The sequence below is a fragment of the Sphingomonas aurantiaca genome (assembly GCF_003050705.1).
Taxonomy (GTDB): domain Bacteria; phylum Pseudomonadota; class Alphaproteobacteria; order Sphingomonadales; family Sphingomonadaceae; genus Sphingomonas; species Sphingomonas aurantiaca.
Map to the genome: position 1 here is coordinate 139,836 of NZ_QAOG01000007.1, position 17,376 is coordinate 157,211.

At 60.4% G+C, this 17,376-nt stretch carries 17 protein-coding genes; 8 read left to right on the plus strand and 9 right to left on the minus strand.

The genetic code is table 11. The annotated features are described in order from the left end of the window. The first annotated feature begins 815 nt into the window (after positions 1-815). A complete protein-coding gene (locus C8J26_RS17620; RefSeq protein ID WP_107959483.1) occupies positions 816-1,502 on the plus strand; it encodes a ParA family protein in 687 nt (228 codons plus the stop codon). A 786-nt stretch (positions 1,503-2,288) separates the two neighbouring features. Here C8J26_RS17620 and C8J26_RS17630 read toward each other — a convergent pair. Beyond that, positions 2,289-2,675, minus strand: a complete 387-nt coding sequence (locus C8J26_RS17630; protein WP_107959485.1) for a VOC family protein — start codon at positions 2,673-2,675, stop codon at positions 2,289-2,291. Positions 2,676-2,757: 82 nt separating this feature from the next. Further along, positions 2,758-3,018, minus strand: coding sequence for a hypothetical protein (locus C8J26_RS17635; RefSeq protein ID WP_107959486.1), 261 nt, complete (start codon positions 3,016-3,018; stop codon positions 2,758-2,760). A gap of 308 nt (positions 3,019-3,326) precedes the next feature. Between C8J26_RS17635 and C8J26_RS17640 the strand changes: the two genes are divergently transcribed. The 6 genes from C8J26_RS17640 to C8J26_RS20260 all read left to right on the plus strand — a co-directional run bounded on the left by C8J26_RS17640 (position 3,327) and on the right by C8J26_RS20260 (position 8,259). Continuing rightward, complete coding sequence (locus tag C8J26_RS17640; protein ID WP_341871509.1) at positions 3,327-3,890, plus strand: hypothetical protein; 564 nt, start codon at positions 3,327-3,329, stop codon at positions 3,888-3,890. Next, complete coding sequence (locus tag C8J26_RS17645; RefSeq protein WP_244185376.1) at positions 3,887-5,320, plus strand: relaxase/mobilization nuclease domain-containing protein; 1,434 nt, start codon at positions 3,887-3,889, stop codon at positions 5,318-5,320. The genes C8J26_RS17640 and C8J26_RS17645 overlap by 4 nt, the downstream gene beginning before the upstream one ends. After that, positions 5,317-6,195 carry a hypothetical protein gene (locus C8J26_RS17650; RefSeq protein WP_107959488.1) on the plus strand — a complete coding sequence of 293 codons (879 nt, stop codon included), beginning with the start codon at positions 5,317-5,319 and terminating at the stop codon, positions 6,193-6,195. The genes C8J26_RS17645 and C8J26_RS17650 overlap by 4 nt, the downstream gene beginning before the upstream one ends. Before the next feature lie 525 nt (positions 6,196-6,720). After that, positions 6,721-7,188, plus strand: a complete 468-nt coding sequence (locus C8J26_RS17655; RefSeq protein ID WP_107959489.1) for a hypothetical protein — start codon at positions 6,721-6,723, stop codon at positions 7,186-7,188. 146 nt (positions 7,189-7,334) lie between these two features. After that, positions 7,335-7,901, plus strand: coding sequence for a hypothetical protein (locus C8J26_RS17660; RefSeq protein WP_107959490.1), 567 nt, complete (start codon positions 7,335-7,337; stop codon positions 7,899-7,901). A 139-nt stretch (positions 7,902-8,040) separates the two neighbouring features. Beyond that, positions 8,041-8,259, plus strand: a complete 219-nt coding sequence (locus C8J26_RS20260; protein ID WP_146168895.1) for a hypothetical protein — start codon at positions 8,041-8,043, stop codon at positions 8,257-8,259. Between the two features lie 676 nt (positions 8,260-8,935). Here C8J26_RS20260 and C8J26_RS17665 read toward each other — a convergent pair. Together C8J26_RS17665 and C8J26_RS17670 are read right to left on the minus strand one after the other, a co-directional pair. Beyond that, on the minus strand, positions 8,936-9,256 hold the full coding sequence (locus tag C8J26_RS17665) for a hypothetical protein (RefSeq protein WP_107959491.1): 321 nt from the start codon (positions 9,254-9,256) through the stop codon (positions 8,936-8,938). A gap of 248 nt (positions 9,257-9,504) precedes the next feature. Further along, on the minus strand, positions 9,505-9,825 hold the full coding sequence (locus C8J26_RS17670; protein ID WP_107956111.1) for a hypothetical protein: 321 nt from the start codon (positions 9,823-9,825) through the stop codon (positions 9,505-9,507). 233 nt (positions 9,826-10,058) lie between these two features. Here C8J26_RS17670 and C8J26_RS20265 point away from each other — a divergent pair, with 233 nt between their 5' ends. After that, positions 10,059-10,529 carry a hypothetical protein gene (locus tag C8J26_RS20265; protein ID WP_146168896.1) on the plus strand — a complete coding sequence of 157 codons (471 nt, stop codon included), beginning with the start codon at positions 10,059-10,061 and terminating at the stop codon, positions 10,527-10,529. Between the two features lie 647 nt (positions 10,530-11,176). On the opposite strand, the gene C8J26_RS17675 is transcribed toward C8J26_RS20265, so the two are convergent. Genes C8J26_RS17675 through C8J26_RS17695 form a run of 5 tightly spaced genes read right to left on the minus strand, consistent with a single transcriptional unit; the run spans position 11,177 to position 17,138 of the window. Continuing rightward, positions 11,177-13,099, minus strand: coding sequence for a type IV secretory system conjugative DNA transfer family protein (locus C8J26_RS17675; RefSeq protein WP_107959492.1), 1,923 nt, complete (start codon positions 13,097-13,099; stop codon positions 11,177-11,179). 13 nt (positions 13,100-13,112) lie between these two features. Further along, positions 13,113-14,135, minus strand: a complete 1,023-nt coding sequence (virB11, locus tag C8J26_RS17680; protein ID WP_107959493.1) for a P-type DNA transfer ATPase VirB11 — start codon at positions 14,133-14,135, stop codon at positions 13,113-13,115. Between the two features lie 4 nt (positions 14,136-14,139). Next, entirely contained in the window at positions 14,140-15,450 is a 1,311-nt protein-coding gene (gene virB10, locus C8J26_RS17685) for a type IV secretion system protein VirB10 (protein ID WP_107959494.1), read from the minus strand. 1 nt (position 15,451) lies between these two features. Beyond that, complete coding sequence (locus tag C8J26_RS17690; protein WP_107959495.1) at positions 15,452-16,459, minus strand: TrbG/VirB9 family P-type conjugative transfer protein; 1,008 nt, start codon at positions 16,457-16,459, stop codon at positions 15,452-15,454. A 1-nt stretch (position 16,460) separates the two neighbouring features. Next, the gene (locus tag C8J26_RS17695) at positions 16,461-17,138 is read right to left on the minus strand and encodes a VirB8 family type IV secretion system protein (RefSeq protein ID WP_107959496.1); all 678 of its coding nucleotides are present in this window, start codon (positions 17,136-17,138) and stop codon (positions 16,461-16,463) included. Positions 17,139-17,376: the final 238 nt, after the last annotated feature.

Consider the following 17,376-nt stretch of genomic DNA (forward strand, 5'->3'; position numbering starts at 1 on the left):
CTCGCTGAATTTGCAAGCATCCAAGCGGAGATCGCAGCACACGGGATGCCCGAGCGGGCACCCCTCCCCGCAGTAAAGCGGACGCGCAAGCTCAAGCCGCTCTGGGAGGAATGAACATCGTCCGGGCGGCCTCGGCCGCCCGATTAGAGGATCGGGTCTTCGTCTTGAGCGTCGTGATATCCGGTGTGGTGCAGGTCGTGTCGAACGAGATCGGGCCGTGGGTACTTCACGATCGATTTCGCCATTTTGCGCTTTGGTGAACGCCGATCGCGTTCGTCGCGTTCGGCGTCTCAATCTCTTGTCGATTTGTGGCTTGGCACTGCGGCTTCATCAATTGCTTTGGCGACACGCGAACTGAGGGTGATTGTTCCTTCATCTGGTAGCTGCCTGGTAGCAACGAGCTAGCGACATTGTAGCGATTTGATCGCGGTTTGCGCTCGGGTAGCAACCCGATAGCTATGACGTAGCATATTCATACACGGTGTGGCCCTGCCTCTCGCGCCTTTACAACCGCGTCTCGACGGTATCGCAAGGGTGCGTATCGCTAGTTGGTAGCAAGCAGCAACCGGCTACCAACCAGACCGCGAGCATGTAGCTCCTTAGGCGCAACATTGTCGCATCTAAGCTGCAACAGGGACGCGATAAACTCGCAACCGACTCGCGGTCGAGTTGCAATCAAATCGCAATTACACCGCAAGCTGCTCGCTGTCAGATTGCGTTAAAGTCGCTAGACGCTAGCTGCAAGGTTGCGATATAGCAGCTTCATGAACGCTGGCTGCTACATAGTAGCAACCTGGCCGCAACGGGAGAGCAGCATGCCAGTCATCAGCTTCGTGTCGCCGAAAGGCGGGGTGGGCAAGACCACCGCGACATTGTTGCTCGCCGGAGAGTTGGCGGAGGCGGGGGGTACCGTACGCCTGATCGATGCTGACCCGAACCTTCCGCTGGTCGACTGGGGCCAGTTACCGGGACGACCGGATGCTATAACTGTCGTCGGGTGCCGCGACGAAAACGCGATCATCGATGAGATCGAGAGGGGCGCGTCGGAGGCGCGCTTCACACTCGTTGACCTCGAAGGCGCGGCGACCGCGACCGTCACGTTCGCAATCGCGCAAAGCGATCTGGTGATCATTCCTTGCAAGGGGTCGCATCTGGATGCCACCCAGGCTGCCCGCGCTATCAAGCTCGTCAAGCAGACGGCGCGCGGTACCAGGACAAAGATCGATTATGCGATCCTGTTCAGCCAAATCCCGCCAGCGCTGCGCTCGAACAATCAGAAGGACATCGCGGAGCAGTTCAACGATGCTGAAATTCCAGTCCTTCCGGTCATGATCTACAATCGCGAGGCCTATCGCGCGATGTTCGCCGCTGGTGGGACGCTTCGCACCATCAACGACAAAGGCGTCGGTAACATGAAGGCAGCGCTCGAGAACGCCGAGGCCTATGCGGCAGCGGTGATCGCAAGGCTGCGTAAGGCGCGTACCGTGAAGGAGGCAGCATGACCCGGTCCCGGCTCGATCTCTCGGAGTTCGATGATACGCCCCCGAACAAGGATCCAGCCAAGCTACGCGAGATCAGCGACGGGGCCGGCTTTCCGTCGCGTCCGGCTGTCCCAGCTGTAGCTGCCCCGCCTGTAGCGGCGCCCGTGCCTCAAGAGCGTCCCCAAGCCGGGACATTCCAACGGCCGCCACGCGTAACCGGCAATCGCAATATCGCGATCAACGTGAGGGTAGATCCCGAGACCGCTGCGAGACTCTATGCTCTTCGTGACGCGGACCCGGCACGCAAACGCGTGCTCGCCGACGTCGTCGCTGATGCGGCGCTTTTGCTTTACGAACGCGAGATCGATGGCGCTAGTCAATAGGTAGGGCAGGGGCCTTGCATGGCCGTTAGCGCGGCGACGCAACGCAATCCTGGTTGACCGCCCGCGCGCCGCAGAACCTCGTTAAAGGCGGCCCCACGATCGAATGGATAGGGCGTGATACCTCGCTTGGCAGAACCGCGACGGCGCCCGAAACACCGTACGCGCGGCGCCCGCGTGCAGTGGCGCACGGGCGATCGCCAGCCACCAACAGGACGCAATCTGTGGTGGGCCGGCAGGGGAGGGGGCAGCCTCATCTGGCGCCGTCAATCTGCTTTCGGGTATTCTGCTCGGCCGCGCTGAAGCAAGCGCCGGCCGTCAGCCTCCGTCGGCGCAACACCCAGACAGGCCGTGGCTGCCAAGATTGGGGAACCGCTGCGTTCGATCCCAGCCAATGCCCTGACCGCATAGAATGGCGGATCGAAGGTCATCCCTTGCCCACGCTAGGTTCGATCAAATCCCATCGGTTTCCGTAGAGGTCTTCGAAGACCGCCACCGTGCCATATGATTCATGGCGAGGCGCTTCGACAAAACGGATGCCCGGCTGAGTGTAAGCGAGGTGGTCATGGGCAAAATCGTCTGTTTCGAGAAACAGGAACACGCGACCGCCGCTTTGACTGCCGATCGCCTCACGTTGCCGGTCGCCAACCGCTCGCGCTAGTAACAGTCCGTTCGCCGCACCATGCGGCGCGACCATCACCCACCGCTTGTCATCAGTCAGCACAGTATCTTCACGCAGTTCGAAGCCAAGCTTCTGAACGAAGAAGGAGAGCGCGGCGTCATATTCGTCGACAAGGAGAGCGGTCAGGTTCAAGGGTTGAGGCTTCCGATGAGGCTGCCCTAATCTGGATGCTAGGCCAACGCCGGCTTCTCGTCTGGATGGTGGATCGGGAAGCCTAGCCTAGCGACGCAAGCTGGCTTGCCACCGCTTTGCCGCCGTGTTTCGAAATAGCCGTCGCGATTGCCCGGGCATCCGCTTTGTCGATCGCTGCAATTTTAACCCGCTCGAGCGCTGCGGTAAGAACCGGACGACCAGCGTCTCGAGCCGTCTGCTCCGCCGCCTTTGCCTGTTCGTCCAGATGAGCAAGTTCCGCTTTTAGAGCTTCCCGCCGAGCCTCGATTGTTGCGAGATCGACGGCGTTTCTTGTTCGGGCCATTCTTCGAATCCGGTTCCAATAGAGAACAAGTTAGGAGGTTGCAGGCAATCCAAGAAATAGCATTTAGCTGTGCCTAATCGTGCAAACGCCTTGCGCGGGGACCGCAAGACCGAAAGCTACTTGTAGCAAGCGCACAGTCAATCAATTTTCACCTCCGCGTTTGGAGTGATTTAGCTCCAAAGATGTCGTTGTTTCATGAGGATAGGAAATTACTAGGGATGGCAGGATATGCCTCACGGCACCAATGTTTAACATTGGCTTGTGGGGCGCCGCTGCACGGGGCTTTTGGGATGAATGTAGGCCTGCGATTGAAGGACGAGTTGGTCGCCGAGATCGACCGCGTTGCCGCAGCGAACGGGCAGAACCGCAGCAGCTGGATGGCAAGCGTGCTGGCCACCGCCGTGCTGGCCCCGGAGAACGATGACATCCCGGTGCTGCCAATTCAGGGCAGGGGGCATCCCGACGACCTCGTTCGCGTCACCGTCCGGCTCGACCGGAGCGAGGTCGAAGGCATCGACACCGTAGCGGCACCGATGAAGATGACGCGAAACGAATGGATCAAACGCACGCTGCGCTGGCAGCTTTGGGACAAGGCGGGCGTGCTGAGGCTGGCTCCGGCCACCCAGGCTGAGATCGTCAAACTGCGCAAGCAGGTGCTTCTGATCGGCCGGAACATCAACCAGGCGGTTCATGCTATGAACGCAGCGAACCAGCCCGAAAGCTCGCTCGATATCGCCCGCATCGCCGGTCCCTTCATCGAAAAATGTGAAGAACTGAAGACGCTGCTGTTTACGACCCGGCTGGCCCTATCTGCTTCGATCGGGGCAGAGGTCGGGTACTGGACCGAAACCTACCGAGGTTCAGCAGCGTGAGCTTCCGCTTCTCTTCCGGAACCATGGACTCCATGGCGGGCGTCTTCGCGCCGCCGAAGAAGTACCGCCTCGGGACTGGAGGCGGCAGCGCAAAGGGCCCGAGTACCGGGGGCACGATGCTCGGCCTTGCCGTCGCATCGATGTTCCCGAAGGCCGCATCATCTTTGGCCACGTCGCGTCCCAGTGCGCAGGCGAAACATGCTTTCGGCGGCGGATCGCAGGCCCGGATAAACGGCCGTGCAGTAATGACTGCGGATCGCACATCGCGTCGCGTCCCCGAGGTCATGGTGCGGATCACGGGGCGTCAGCATGGCGGCGGACACGTCCTTGCCAACTTTGCCTACATCAGCCGGCTGGGGCACGGTCCGGGTGAGGAACTCGGGCTTGAAACCAGCGAGGGGATCGTTCTGCGGGATGGACGCGACATGCAGATCCTCGCGAAGGATTGGCATAACTTCGAGATGGACGGGGACGCCAGACGAAAAGGTGCGACGTCGATATCCATGATCCTCTCAATGCCGACGGGGACCAATCCGGACCGTTTGAAAGCGGCGGCCCTGGACTTCGCACGCGAAGAGTTTGCGAACCGGTCGTGGGTTGCCGGCCTTCACGTCGATCGCGACCATCCGCACGTTCACCTCACGATCGCGCGTCGCGACTTTGACGGGCGCCGCTTTCATCCGGACCGAGATGATCTGTTTCGATGGCGGCAACGCTTCGCCGAGAAGCTTCGCGAACGCGGCATCGAGGCCAACGCCACGCCGACCAGGGCGCGCGGTATTGACCCCGCGCATGAGCACATTGCGGTACAAAAGATGCGCGACAAGGGGCAGGTTCCGCGGCTCGATAGGAGCCGGGCGGATCGCGCCATGCGCCTCCGCGATCAGGGTATCTCCGACCCGGTCGAGGCCGTTCTTGCAAGTCGGCAGGCCATCGTTCGCGCGACCTATATGAGATCCGTCGCAGAGCTGTCGGCTTCGCCCTCCCTCGCCGATCAGGTGGTCGCACAGAGCCTCGGGCGGTTCGTCGCGGCATTGCCGCCGCCCGAGCCCAACTCCGCTCGGGCAATGCGTGCCGCTTCACCGCCTCGCGCGCGCGGCGCGATCGTCGATGCTCGGACGCGACCCGCTGTCGCGGATCCCGGGCCTGATCCGATCGCAGCAGCACTGGAGCGTTCTCGCGTCATGCGTGGAAAACTGGAGGCCAAGCAAGCACTCCGGAAGAGCCCCGACCGAGCCGAAGACATGCCGCATGAACGCCGACCTTCGGGTGTATCCGAGCGCCTTCGCTCGCTTATGGACGAGGCCGAACGGGAGGCCACAGCACCGACGCCAAGCAAGCAGCAAGAGGTACTTCGCGAGATATTGGATCGTGATCGCGCAACTCTGGACCGCGCGCGTTCGCCGGATAGGGGTGGGCCAGAACGATGAGCACGGACCAAGTAAGCGTTGCTCTGGCAGGCGTTCTGGACGCGTTGACGCTCGTGCAGGAGCAGCTCGATGCGCTGACCGAAAGCGGCCAGCGAATCGAGGCGACACACAGAGAGATCGTCCATAGGCTCGACACGATCGATGCGGGCCAGGCCGCCGTGACGGATCTAACGCCGATCCTCGAGATGATCCTGAGGCGATCGATCGACGATCGTGAGATCATGAAGACGCAGCTCGGTACGATTGCGACGGCGATCGGCTTCGCCCATGCCGCCGCTAACGGCAACCGAGCACCCCTGCCTGTCGCAGTAGCCAGCGATCCACTTCTCGAGCGCTTTATCCTGACTCAGCCTGCGGATTTGGCATCGGAGGAGCGGGCTTTGACGGACTGGCGCAACGCCGCGTCGTCCATCACCACCGTGGAGCTTATTTCTCTCCTGAATCATCAGCAGCAGCCCTCACCAACGGATACCTCGGAATCCCGGGTCCTGCGCTACCGCCTGGCAGCAATCACGCGGGCCGAGATCAAGGGGAGGGGGGGCGAGCCGCCAGGACCACCAAGCACCGCCGTTGCGGTCGATCGAACGGCCTCGGCTTGCATGATCCGGTCCCACCAACTTGCCGAGCTATGGCGAGCAGGGGAAAGCGCAGCACTTTACGGCGAACCCGAGCTGGCGGGCGCCGTAGATATCTTCGACGATGCGGAGCGCAGGCTGGGATCTGCGGCTGGTGTGGATTTTCCACCCGAGCTCGTCTCGCTTCACAGCGATCTAGCAACCCGCATCGAGGCAGGCGATCGGCCGAGCATCGGCGACAGTGGCCCGGTTTACAGCAACGAACGTGCGGCTGCGGTCGAGCCCGGCAAGGACCGTTAGACGGCGTCCGGTAGAGTGGATCGGCGGCTTCCGACCAACACAAGCCGTTCGTAAAGCGAGTTGCGAATGGCAGCTCCAAACGGAACCCGTCATTCGACGAAGCAAGAGGACGATCGGCGGTCACCTGATGCTTGCCATAGAACGCGTTCGGTAACTGGTCTTGAACGCGGTCGTTCCTGAGGTCGCTCGGCACCAGCATTAAACCGACCGGCGAGAGGCCATTGCCAACCGGCAGCGATCGGGCACCTCGATGCGGATAGCTGACGTACGTGGGCCTTTCCTGCACATTGTTTTCCGAACCAGTTGATGGACATTGGTCGGCGGTAAGGGCCTGCTCTGGCCGGCCCATATGCCGATGTTCGGAAACCGGCCGTTTTCTGCACACCGCTGCCATCAGCCGATTCTCAAAAGGGATCGAGAAATGGGAAACGGAATGTCGGCAACGAATAGCTAGGCTCGATGAATTGAGATTATTCGATAGCGGTGTTCATGGTCGGATATTATTCGAAGGTTAGGAGAGGTTCGATGCCCAGCAGGATTGAGGCGCTGATACCGACGCCCCCGCCGGAGCGGATCGACGCATTGCAGAATCTCATTCTTCGGATCGTCGATTGTTTGGATGCTGACGAGGAGTGCGACGCGCTCATCGCCGAAGCCGATGCGCTGGCGGGATCGCAGGGGTATGATAGCGTCACGTTTAGCAACCTGAACAGTTGGACCAGCGAACGTGATTTTGCGGTGTTGGCAGCGATGGGACCTCCTCCAGGCATCCCCGACCTTACCGTTCAGGAAGTTGCGGAATGCATCGGCGTCATCGAAGCTGCGGACGAACCAAGGAGCAGCTTTTGCCTCGGTATTCTTGAGCGCACTTTCCCTAACGTACCTATCAGCGACATAATTTATTGGCCTAAGGCGGCAGCATCATCCGACGATCTAGCCGCGGAGATTGTCAGGCTAGCCAACGAGCCTCTCCCTACTCTGCCCGCCCCATAAGTGCCCGGGAATGATTTCTGCAGGTCTGGTTTCTCGATTGGGATCGCGAAATGGGATTTCTGTTGGCTGAGGGCGAATTTTCGAACGGGACTGGACCTGCCGCCTGAGACCGACGAACTGATACTAACAAACGGATTGGGACACCGATGGCAGACAAGCAGCAGTTCGAGGCAATCGTTGGCGACATTAGCCGAAAGCTGTGGTCGATCTTCCCCGAGGACGCAGTGGAGATGCGGTTCGAGGCGCAGTTTCATGAGTGGATGCAGACTGCGGGCGTCAGTCAATGGACCCGTCGCGACGGCGTGCGAGGGCAGTATGTCGGCTTCGGTAGCCGGCCCGAAGAGGTTGAGGAGTCAATAAAGTTCGATCTCGCGAGAACGAGAACGCTCGACATCTTCCTGCCGAGACCTTGGAATCACGTTACGGTGACCTTGACCGAAAATGCTAAAACCAACTTTGACTATGCATATGTCGACGAAATCGATCAGTGGCCTCGCCTTCATCTGATTGGGATCAGCGGTCTCGATCAAGTAGAGGCAACCCGCGATTACGGCATACCTGCTGCCGATTGGCGGCACGTCGCCAGCGAGGTGCTCAAGATTAGGAGGGCGGAATATGAGACTGCGCGGGCTTTGGGAGATACAGTTATACAGCATGCCTTGGAGCAGACGATTAAAGACCTACAGAGCCGGATCGAAGCTGCTGCGATTTAGCACGCGCCGCGCGCTGATAGGGTAGTGCGATCACAGCGGCAAATGCATTCCCGTTAGGATGGTAGATCAGGATTTTTCCAAAGCTCAAGCAGATCCGTTATCAGGGCGTATCACATAAACCTTTTGATAGGGGGTGACGTTGCAGACGATCGTATTCGAGGGATGGGGTCTGCGTATCACCTGCGAAGACGACCATTATATAGCTGAATATGACAGCGGAGGGTCGGCCGGCAGCCGACTTCTTCACCGTTCGATAACGGCTGAACAAGCGGCGCGAGCAATGCAAAGCGAAGACAGCGCTTATCGTGTTCTGCTGGAGGTGGACGATAACGCTGATCCGAGCGATGTTCCCAATTAGGAACGAGCCGTGAGAAGCCGGCAGCCCTCTCGAAAGGGATCGAATTTTGGGAATGGCCGGTTGGAGATGAAAGCGGCATGGCCGCTTTCAATCGCGAACGCACTGTGCCGGATAATTCAGCAGGTTGAAGGTCGGCCGGAAAAGCTCCCGAGAATTCGGGTTAAGTCATCAAGTCTTTTGATCACCGGCAGAATCTCGTCAACCGACAGGCATGTTGGACGGGGATAAGGTGGTTGGCACGGTGGCTGCCCGGTGAATATACGGGCACTATAGCAAAGTTGGGCAAAGCCGTCTCTTTGGGGCCTATCCCTATAATGCACGGTAAAATCGGTTTCTAAGGATCCGCCGCCCTGAATAATCACATTAAGGCTCAAGTTTTCTGGGAGCGATGAAAGGCGATATACCGCTCCCGGACCTCTCAGTTTTTCTAAAGGGAGTTCCCTCGCTGCCGCTGCCTCCAGCACGGCCGTCTTCGCCAATGTCGTTCTAGGTATCCTTAAGCGCAACGGATATTCATCGCACAGGGCGTAATATAATGCGCAGACGTTCGAACTCGCCACTGCGGCAATGAATTCCGGATCAACAGCCATTCGAAAAATCCTTCCTCAACAGCTTCCTCGCACACGCCACCTCAGTCATTGCTCTCGAGATGAGTATGATGATTAGGCGTCGCCGATTATGAATAATAGAACTCTGTTTTTGCTTCGCCGCTCGCAGCTAGCGAAAGGGTAAACGAGCCCCATTCCCCTCCCGTATGAAATCTCATCAACTCACGAAGCTTCATGCAGAGCTCGACATTGTCGGTCGCAAATCCGGCCGCAGTCTCTGGATATTTCTGCGTCCCGTGCAGTATGACCGAAAGCGAACTGCTAACCGTGCTGTATCGTTCTAGATATTCGTATTCGCATACGATGGATTCAAAAGGACCCTCAATCTGATCAATCATTAGTTGAGCCAGTTTCGTTATTATATCGGTCTGCTTGTCCATCTCGTTCATTTTCAAGCTCCGCTTTTGTATTATCCGCTACCAAACCGCGTGAACCTTGATATCCTAACGATGCAAAACCTAATGCATCCCGAGCGAATAACGGGGGGGCTTTAGACGGTACCGAGCCGTTCTTTCCCGATCCGGCTTTCTCGCGATGGATGCTGTTACGGGAATGGCCGAGAACGGTAGGCAGCGGAATGGTCGAGCTCGGAAACGAGGCAGTTACTGTTCCGCTAGAGATCTCCAGTCGTCGACATTTATGCGCTCGGCGGTCTGCTACGATCGAATTCGATTTTGAAGGCTCCGTCAGCCCTTAAGATATAAGCGCAATGATGCCAGTCTACCTGACCCTCTTCGAGCATGTCACGTCTGAGCGCAGATAGAGCATCATTGACGGATCGGTTCACGGATCTCTCGCCTTCCACTCCTTCAACAAGCTTGCCGTCATGCACGACATCATAGCGCCTCTGGATCCAGTCGTCATGGACTTCCGCCACGACCCTTATTTCGGACACCGAACCAACTAGCATCGGCGCGATTGCGATTCCGATGTTTTCCAACTGACGGCTACTTTCCATTCTGCATTACCTCCGCCAATGATTGTCGAAACGACGTTCGCAATGTTCCCATATAAAGAGGAGTGACCGCAACTAGATGGTTCTTGCGATCTCACGCGTCCATTTGCGAACGGCGGGCGAAAAGGCATCGGCGTTCTCGGAATCGATCACGATATGGGACTGCGCTGCTCGAACCGATCGGATTTCGCAATTGTCGTGGCTTAGCAAAGCATGGCGTGATTAGGAGTGTGCAAGTGAGTAGCGAGGAATGGACGGCTGGCTGGTCAGTCATCGATAACGCAAAGTACCAGTCCCTGGGAGATGATGAGCGGAACAGGTTGCTCATATTCATGGCTTCGCATTCACTATTAACGCTAGCCGATTTCGAAATACCGAAGCGAGTAGCAAATGACAGCGTCTCGGCATGCGTTCGCTATATGGAAGATCGATCGGTCGATGCCAGATCAATATCGATCTATCTAAATCATACCGACTCAAATCTCGACTTGAGTGCACAATATAGCTTTGTTGGCGCTGACATAGCTGCTTACGACGCACTCGATATCGTCTGCTTTGCTACAGGCGCGGTGGCAAGAACGGCCTACTTACATCAAAGGCTGAGCAGCCCCCCTGAACCAGTGATTCTAGCTACACCTAATGTCACAGTTGAAGCATTGGAGATATTTAGGAGGATGCTCCGGATGGGAATCGTGAGCGCGGATTAAATGTGCCAGTTCGGCTTTTCGCAACGTGATATATGAATCTTCGCGCGGCCGGCTGTTCCCAATAACGAACGTTGACCGGGAAACCTGACCCGTTGATCCGACTGACAGCCGCAGACGGGTGCGCTTTCTCAAAATCTGTTCCCAATTTGAAATTCTCGAAATTGCGAATTTTCACGGCAAACTGGGAAAGCTGCTGATCGCTCTTGGGCGGATGTGGGGTGACGACTATACCAAAACCTGAAGCCGGGTGCTGACGTACACAACACAGTCCGTGCATGTTCAACAAACGGTCGTTTTCTGGACAGGTGCTTCCCGTGCCGTCAGATGCTACAAAACCATGCGGTCTTAGCCAGTTAGACAGGGCGAGCGTTCAACAAACGGGTGCCTGTGAACGGTTCAACGCGAGTGGTGGCGAGCGACCGGGCAAAGCGGAAAAGAAGTCCTAGCGCACCTACCCCAAAGTCGGCCCCGAGGCGGCCACATTCGAGCGTTTGCCCTCTGGAGACTTATGCTGCGAGCGTCTGCTTCTATCCGATGCCGCCATTGCCGCCCGACGACTTTAGTGACCGCTTTGTCCCATTTAACGCCCTTCGAGGCAACCTCGCTCGTTCCCACTTTCAAAATCGATGAGAAGGCCTTCGCATTGGTTATGCAGGCCTGCCTCGCACCATGAGGACGCCTTCGAAGAGCTTGGCGACACGCTCGTTTGTCGGAACGGCCAAGGCAGCGCTGATCGCGGCCTGGTTCAATCCACGCCGACCCGTTGCAGTTGCTCCGTCGGTTGCGACGGATCCCGACGTCGGCACGGCGCTTGGCGCCGACCAGGCGGGAATTATGTCATCGGGTGCCTGAGTGGCCTCGATCACGCGAAGGCTATTGGCAGCGATGGCTGGGTCCACGCGGATCTGGGGCATCTCCGGGGCCGGTATCTTAGTCCGCGCCGAGAGCTTTTTCTCGGCATAGTAACGGACCTTCTTTCCATAGGTCGCGTACATGCCTCGCCGGAAAACGATCAGATCGTCCTCCGGCAGCAACTCGACTTCCTGAGGGAGCATCAGCGGCCGGCGCTGATCGGAGTCCGAGGTGGAGCCGCCGCCTCCACCCCACGTTCCCATCGAGCGCGAGCGCGCCTTGAACGTGTAACTGCCGAGCTGGTCCGAAATCTTCTTCGCCTCGGCCAAACCGGCCGGACGAAGAACAAGCCGCACCGCGCAGTTTCGCTCGATGTCGGCCGCCACCTTGTCCCCATAGACCCCTTGAATCTGTTCGAGCGACTGAAACGCCGGCAGCATCCGCAACCCGTAGCCGGCGACATAGCTGAAGGCGTTTGCGAGCACGGTGCATTTGCCGAGGCTCGCGAACTCGTCCAGGGCGAGCAGCACCTTGATCTGATGCTTGTCGCCCTTCGGCAGCTCGCGGACGTTGCGGTCGATGAGTTGCTGGAAGAGCAGGCCGTAGATCGGCGCAACCCGCTCCAGGTCATCCGGCGACACGCCGAGATAGAGCGAGATCCGCTTGTCCCGAAAGTCACTGAGATCGAAATCGCTCTCTGAGGTCGCCGCATCGACATATGGGTTCAGCCAGCCGTTGATCTTGGACGTAACCGACTGGCGCAATCCGGAGAACGTGTTCGCCGACGAGCCGGTATAATCCTTGATTGCCGAGACGCAGCCTTCCGACAGGGGCTTTCCGGCCCTCTTACGATCGGCGATGATCTTCGGAAAACGCCGCTGGGCATCGCTGGCCGCGAACTGGCGGTACACCTCGCCGAGCGTGAAGGGGAGGGCGTCCTCCCCATCGTCGACGGTCGCCGCGATATAGGCGGTGATGCCGAGGAACGCGGTTCGTGCGCCCTCGGCCCAGAACTTTTCGCCCGTGAGTGGATCTGGATAGAGCATTGCCGCGATCTTCTGGAGCTCATTGATGACCTCCACCGGATCATGCCGGTTGATGTAGCTCAGCGGGTTCCACCTCACGGTGCGGCCCGTGGGATCGAGCGGGTTGAAGAGCAGCACCTGCTGCCCGAGCACCTTCAGCCGATACCCCGCCGTGTTATCATAATTTTCCTGCTTGATGTCGAGCACCACGAGAGAATCGAGCCAGTCGAGCAAGTTCGGGATGATGACGCCCACTCCCTTGCCCGCGCGTGTCGGGGCTTCCAGCATCACATGCTCGGGTCCGCCAAAGCGCATCACCTTGCCGCCGAACTTGCCCAGCACGATGCCGGCCGAGGCGAGCATCTTGCCGTTGCGGACCTCGCCGACCCGCGCGAAGCGCGCCTCGCCGTGGAGCTTTTGCCGCGTGAACAGCGTCGAGACGATGATGACGACCGTCAGGACGAGGCCGATCCCGAAGCCAATCAGGAACGGCTCATAGACGATCGGATAGCCCTTCAGCGCCCAAAGCGCGGCCGGCACCTTGCGCCACGGGGTATGGGCGTTGAGGAGGTGGGCACGCCACAGGACGGCGACGGCGCCGATCGCGGCGCTGACGAACATGCCGATAACGCCGAGGAACGCGATCGCGCCCGGCTGCGACCCTTCGTCGCTTCGCACCCAGTTTCCGTTCATGCCGGCACCCCCTTCAGTCGGTCGGCTTGCTCGCCGGATCGAACCATACTTCGGTCATGCGATAGCGCGCCGGCTGGCCCTCACCGGGTGGCAGGCGATGCATCTGCACGACGATATCGACCAGGGAGCGCAGCAGCGCCCGAATGTCGTGACGGTCGAGATCGTTGCCGCCCTCTGACTCCTTCACCAGCAGCGTCAGCTGCTCGAGCGCGCCCTCGGCCGTATTGGCATGGACAGTAGTGATCGAACCGGGATGACCGCTGTTGACGTTGCGGAGGTAGAAGAAGGCGGTGCCGTCCCGAAGTTCCTGCAGAAGGATGCGATCGGGCCGCATCCGCAGCGCCGATTCCAGCAACTCCTTGGCGCCCGCCTTCTGGAGGCTCTTCCCATCCTTGGCGTACATCATGTGGACGTGGTTGCGCTGGGGTACGACGAGCTCGCGCGTGTCCTCGATCGTCAGGATCCGCTCATAGTCCGGGATCAGCTTGATGAGACCCTTAGAGAAGCTCGTCTTGCCGGAGCCCGTCGCGCCGGAAATGAGGATGTTCTTGCGGGCTGCGACCGCCAGCTTGAAGAAGGCGCGCCAGTCGCCCGCCTCGCGCAGTCGTAGCAGATCGGGGTCGACCTCCTCGTACAGGCCTCGCGCGCGGACCTCGCTGAACAGGCCGGCACGCACGAAATCGTCGATGTTCATCGTCACGCCCGACGCTTTGCGGATCGTGATCGAGATGAAGCCTTGCTCGACCGCCGGGGGAACGACGACCTGCGCGCGCTCGCCGCCCGGCAGGACCGAGGAGCATATCGGATATTCGGAATTGATGTCCTGCTTGGTCAGCCCCGCGATCAGCTTCGCCAGCGTCATGAGGGCCGCATTGTCGAGTGCGGGCTCCTCATGCCACTCCCAGCCATTCCGAGTCTCGAGGCCGATTATCCCCGGCTCGTTGATGACCAATTCGGTCACATCGTCGCGCAGAAGGTGCCGTCGGATCGGCTCGGCATTATGCTCGTAGATCAGCGACGTCGGACTGGATGCCACGGCCTTAACGCCTCAATCCCACGTCATAGACCGAGCGGAAATCGAAGTCCTTCGCGACGAAGATCGCCGCGGTGTCGCCCTGGTTCTTTTTCAGGATCGGTTTGATGTTCATGGTCTGCTGCAGGACGGTCTGTCCGGTTTGCCCGGGAACCTGCGTGGTGTTGCTCCCCTCATTGGCAACCGCCCGACCGGCGATCTGCGAGGCATCCTCCAGCACCGAGATGACGAGCCCGACGCCGAAACGTGCCCAGAACTGGGTATCGACGCCGCCTGGCAACCCGGCCCGGCCAAGGCTATCCGCTGCCGGCGACCCGAGGTCGATGGCGACGCCACGCGGCGTCAGGGCGCGCGTCCACAGTACGAACAGGCGCGCTTGCCCCTGCGTGATGCCACCGGAATATTGCCCCAGCACCTTGGTCCCCTTGTCGAGCAGGACGATGCGGCCGTTTTCTGAATAGACGTCGTGATTGATGACGCAGGACACGAAGCCGGCCTGCGTCGAGTTGATCGCCGTTTGGAGCGTGCAGGGGATGACCGTGCCGGCACTCAGCAAAAGGTTGCGGTCCGCGACCATCGTTGCCCGGACCGTCTGGATCGCGGCATGGCCGAGCTGATCGCTGAAGTCGGTCGAGCCCTTGCCCGCCTCGGCTGGACTTTCTTCACCCCGCGCTCCGAAGCCACTGGCACCGAGGCCCCGTCGCGCGACGGTGGATTGTCCGCCGCCGCGCGTCCGGTCATCGAGGTCGGTCCCCTGTTGTGCGTCCGCACCGGGCGCGGAGGCGGGAAGGGCGGCCGAGGCCAGCCCGGTGTTGCCAAAGGCCATGATCGGCGACCGCCGCGCCGCATCGGCCATGGCGCGTGCCTGCTCGGCACGTCGCTGCTCAGGAGATTGCTGTCCGTTCGCCGTTGGGGAGGTTGTCCCGCTCGTTGCCGGCACCGGATTTCCGTTGGCATCGGCGACCTGCGGCCCCGGGGCTGCGGCGATCGGCCGCCCGAAGATGTCGGTTTGCGCCGCGTCGGGCTGGCCGAGCTGACCCGCGAGCGCCGCTCGCTGCGCGTTTGGCGATCCCATCACGTCGTCCACGGCACGGTCACTGGCCTTCGCGGGCTGCGCGGCAGCCGCGGTACTGGCCGATTGGTGAAACGCACCATAGCCTATCACGATGCCGCCTATGGCACCGAGCAGTCCGATCCCCGCACCGATGAAGGCGAGGTTGCCCCACCCGCCGCTACGCGCGACCGGGTTATCGACCTCGCCTGGCGCAACGGTGTCGGCAGCGACATCGCCCCCGCGGTCAATCACGGTCCCGACCATGTTACTGCCCCTTCACTTTACGTTCGACGACGTTGGAGACGGTGCCCGTTCGATCGCCGCGATCGTTCCGCAGCGGCGTCTCGTTGTAGATGCACAGCACCGTCGCCCCGCGCCTGAGGCGCAGCTGACGGTAGACCGCATGGATCACGACGAAATCCTCGCGAACATCGTAGGGGACGATCGTCTCGGTCCCGTCAACGTCGACCGCGAAGATCGAGGGAATGTCGGCGTGGCCCGGATAGCGCAGCACGGTGAACTCGCCGTTGTCGGAGATCTCGGTGGGTTGCAGTGCGACGTCGCCCTGCACGGTATAATTCATATTCCGGGTGCCCTCGATCACGGCATGGTCGAGCGCGGCGGTGGTGATGGTCGTCTCGATCGCCTTGGCGGCCTGGGCCTGGGCAATCTGCACCTGCAGCGCCGCCATCGCCCGTTCCTCGCGCGGATAGCGGAACCGCACGCCGTACATCGTGGCGCCCGTTCCCAGCGCGAGGTTGAAATGATAGGTGCGCGGCACGCCGCCGGCGTTGGTGACGACGATCAGGTTGGTGCCGCCAGCCTTCTCGCGGGGTTTGAGGAAGACGATGTTTCCCACGGGCGCGATCTGCCAGGAGACGGTATCGCCCAGGGCGGCCTGCGTTACCGTTTCGCCAGGCCCGAACTGGATCTCGATCGCATGCCGGAAACTGCCGACGATCGTCACCACCTGATCCGGATCGTAGTTGACGTTGCGAACGCGGGCGTCCTTGGCCCCGGGGACGGGGGTTTCCGACGCGAACGCAGGCTGTGGCGCGAGCGTGACTGCCACGGCACCCAGAACCGAGAACGCGACGAGGCGGTGCCACACCGCCCCGACCCCGCGCCAGAAGCGATTCCTGGCGCCATCCTCTGTCAGCACCAACGCCGTTGCCGGCGGTGACAGACGAAGACCCAACTTCTGGCGCAGCGCTGGCAGGAAGGGGACGAGGACATGGTCGCCACTGTCCGACGTATTCGGCTGATCGCTCATGTCACGCCTCCGGGTCTGAACGATAGTTCACGACCTGGAAGCCGAGCGGATTGAGATTCCGATCTTTCTCATGCTCCGGCGCCGTCGTGTATCTGAAGGTCAGTATCGCGTTCCAATTTTGCGCGATCGGCGTGTTCTGCCCGAAGGTGATGATCTTCGTGAAGCGGACCTGCGCCACGGTAGGACTGAGGAAACTGATCGTCCGGATCGAGATCGAGACGAAGCCCTTGCCGCCGTAAATGTTGGAAGGCGCGTTCTTGTTGTTGGCCTGAACGCTGTTCAGGTAACGAGCGCTCTCGGCGAAATCGCTGGTGAGCATGACCGTATAGGCGTTCTCGCGCGCGGCATCGTTGAGCCAGCCTTCGCGCAACCGCACATATTGCGAGATGAAGTAGCGGTTGACCGCATCCTCATAGGTGCGCGGCTGCGGCCCCTTGAGCGCGGTCACGACCTGCGTCTCGCCCGAGCTCTTGTCGACCCTGATGACATAGGGCTCGACGGTCTTCAGCGGGCTAAGCATCGCGACTGCCGCAACTGACGCCACAGCGAGCGTGCACGCAGCCGCCGCAACGCCCCAGGCGAGCCGCTTGGACTGGATCGCCGCACGCATACGGTCATATTCCCACGTCCTCGATGTCTCGTAGTATTTCTCTTTATCTTCGGCCTTCACCGCGCCCATGGCGTCGATCCCTTCAGCAGGAGGAGTAGGTCGGCGCGACGTCCTGCGCGGACGTGCGTGGCGCCGATCGCGGGATATTCATGGCCCCAGGTCCGATTGGGGCGGCAGGCGTACCTCCGGCACCGGGCGTAGGGGTCGGTGCGGGAAGAGGCGCCGGTGCTAGCTCGCGTGATGGCGGCGCCACCATCGACTGCCCTGCGCCCTGCTGTGACGCCGGCAGTGGCACCGGCAAGCTCGG

Excerpts from the sequence above, each read along its gene's own strand:
- C8J26_RS17650 (WP_107959488.1), top strand. The coding sequence starts at position 5,317 with ATGAGCACGGACCAAGTAAGCGTTGCTCTGGCAGGCGTTCTGGACGCG.
- C8J26_RS17670 (WP_107956111.1), bottom strand. The coding sequence starts at position 9,825 with ATGGAAAGTAGCCGTCAGTTGGAAAACATCGGAATCGCAATCGCGCCG.
- C8J26_RS17690 (WP_107959495.1), bottom strand. The coding sequence starts at position 16,459 with ATGAGCGATCAGCCGAATACGTCGGACAGTGGCGACCATGTCCTCGTC.
- C8J26_RS17620 (WP_107959483.1), top strand. The coding sequence starts at position 816 with ATGCCAGTCATCAGCTTCGTGTCGCCGAAAGGCGGGGTGGGCAAGACC.
- virB10 (WP_107959494.1), bottom strand. The coding sequence starts at position 15,450 with ATGGTCGGGACCGTGATTGACCGCGGGGGCGATGTCGCTGCCGACACC.
- C8J26_RS17655 (WP_107959489.1), top strand. The coding sequence starts at position 6,721 with ATGCCCAGCAGGATTGAGGCGCTGATACCGACGCCCCCGCCGGAGCGG.
- C8J26_RS17695 (WP_107959496.1), bottom strand. The coding sequence starts at position 17,138 with ATGGGCGCGGTGAAGGCCGAAGATAAAGAGAAATACTACGAGACATCG.
- C8J26_RS17665 (WP_107959491.1), bottom strand. The coding sequence starts at position 9,256 with ATGAACGAGATGGACAAGCAGACCGATATAATAACGAAACTGGCTCAA.
- C8J26_RS17675 (WP_107959492.1), bottom strand. The coding sequence starts at position 13,099 with ATGAACGGAAACTGGGTGCGAAGCGACGAAGGGTCGCAGCCGGGCGCG.
- C8J26_RS17635 (WP_107959486.1), bottom strand. The coding sequence starts at position 3,018 with ATGGCCCGAACAAGAAACGCCGTCGATCTCGCAACAATCGAGGCTCGG.
- C8J26_RS17660 (WP_107959490.1), top strand. The coding sequence starts at position 7,335 with ATGGCAGACAAGCAGCAGTTCGAGGCAATCGTTGGCGACATTAGCCGA.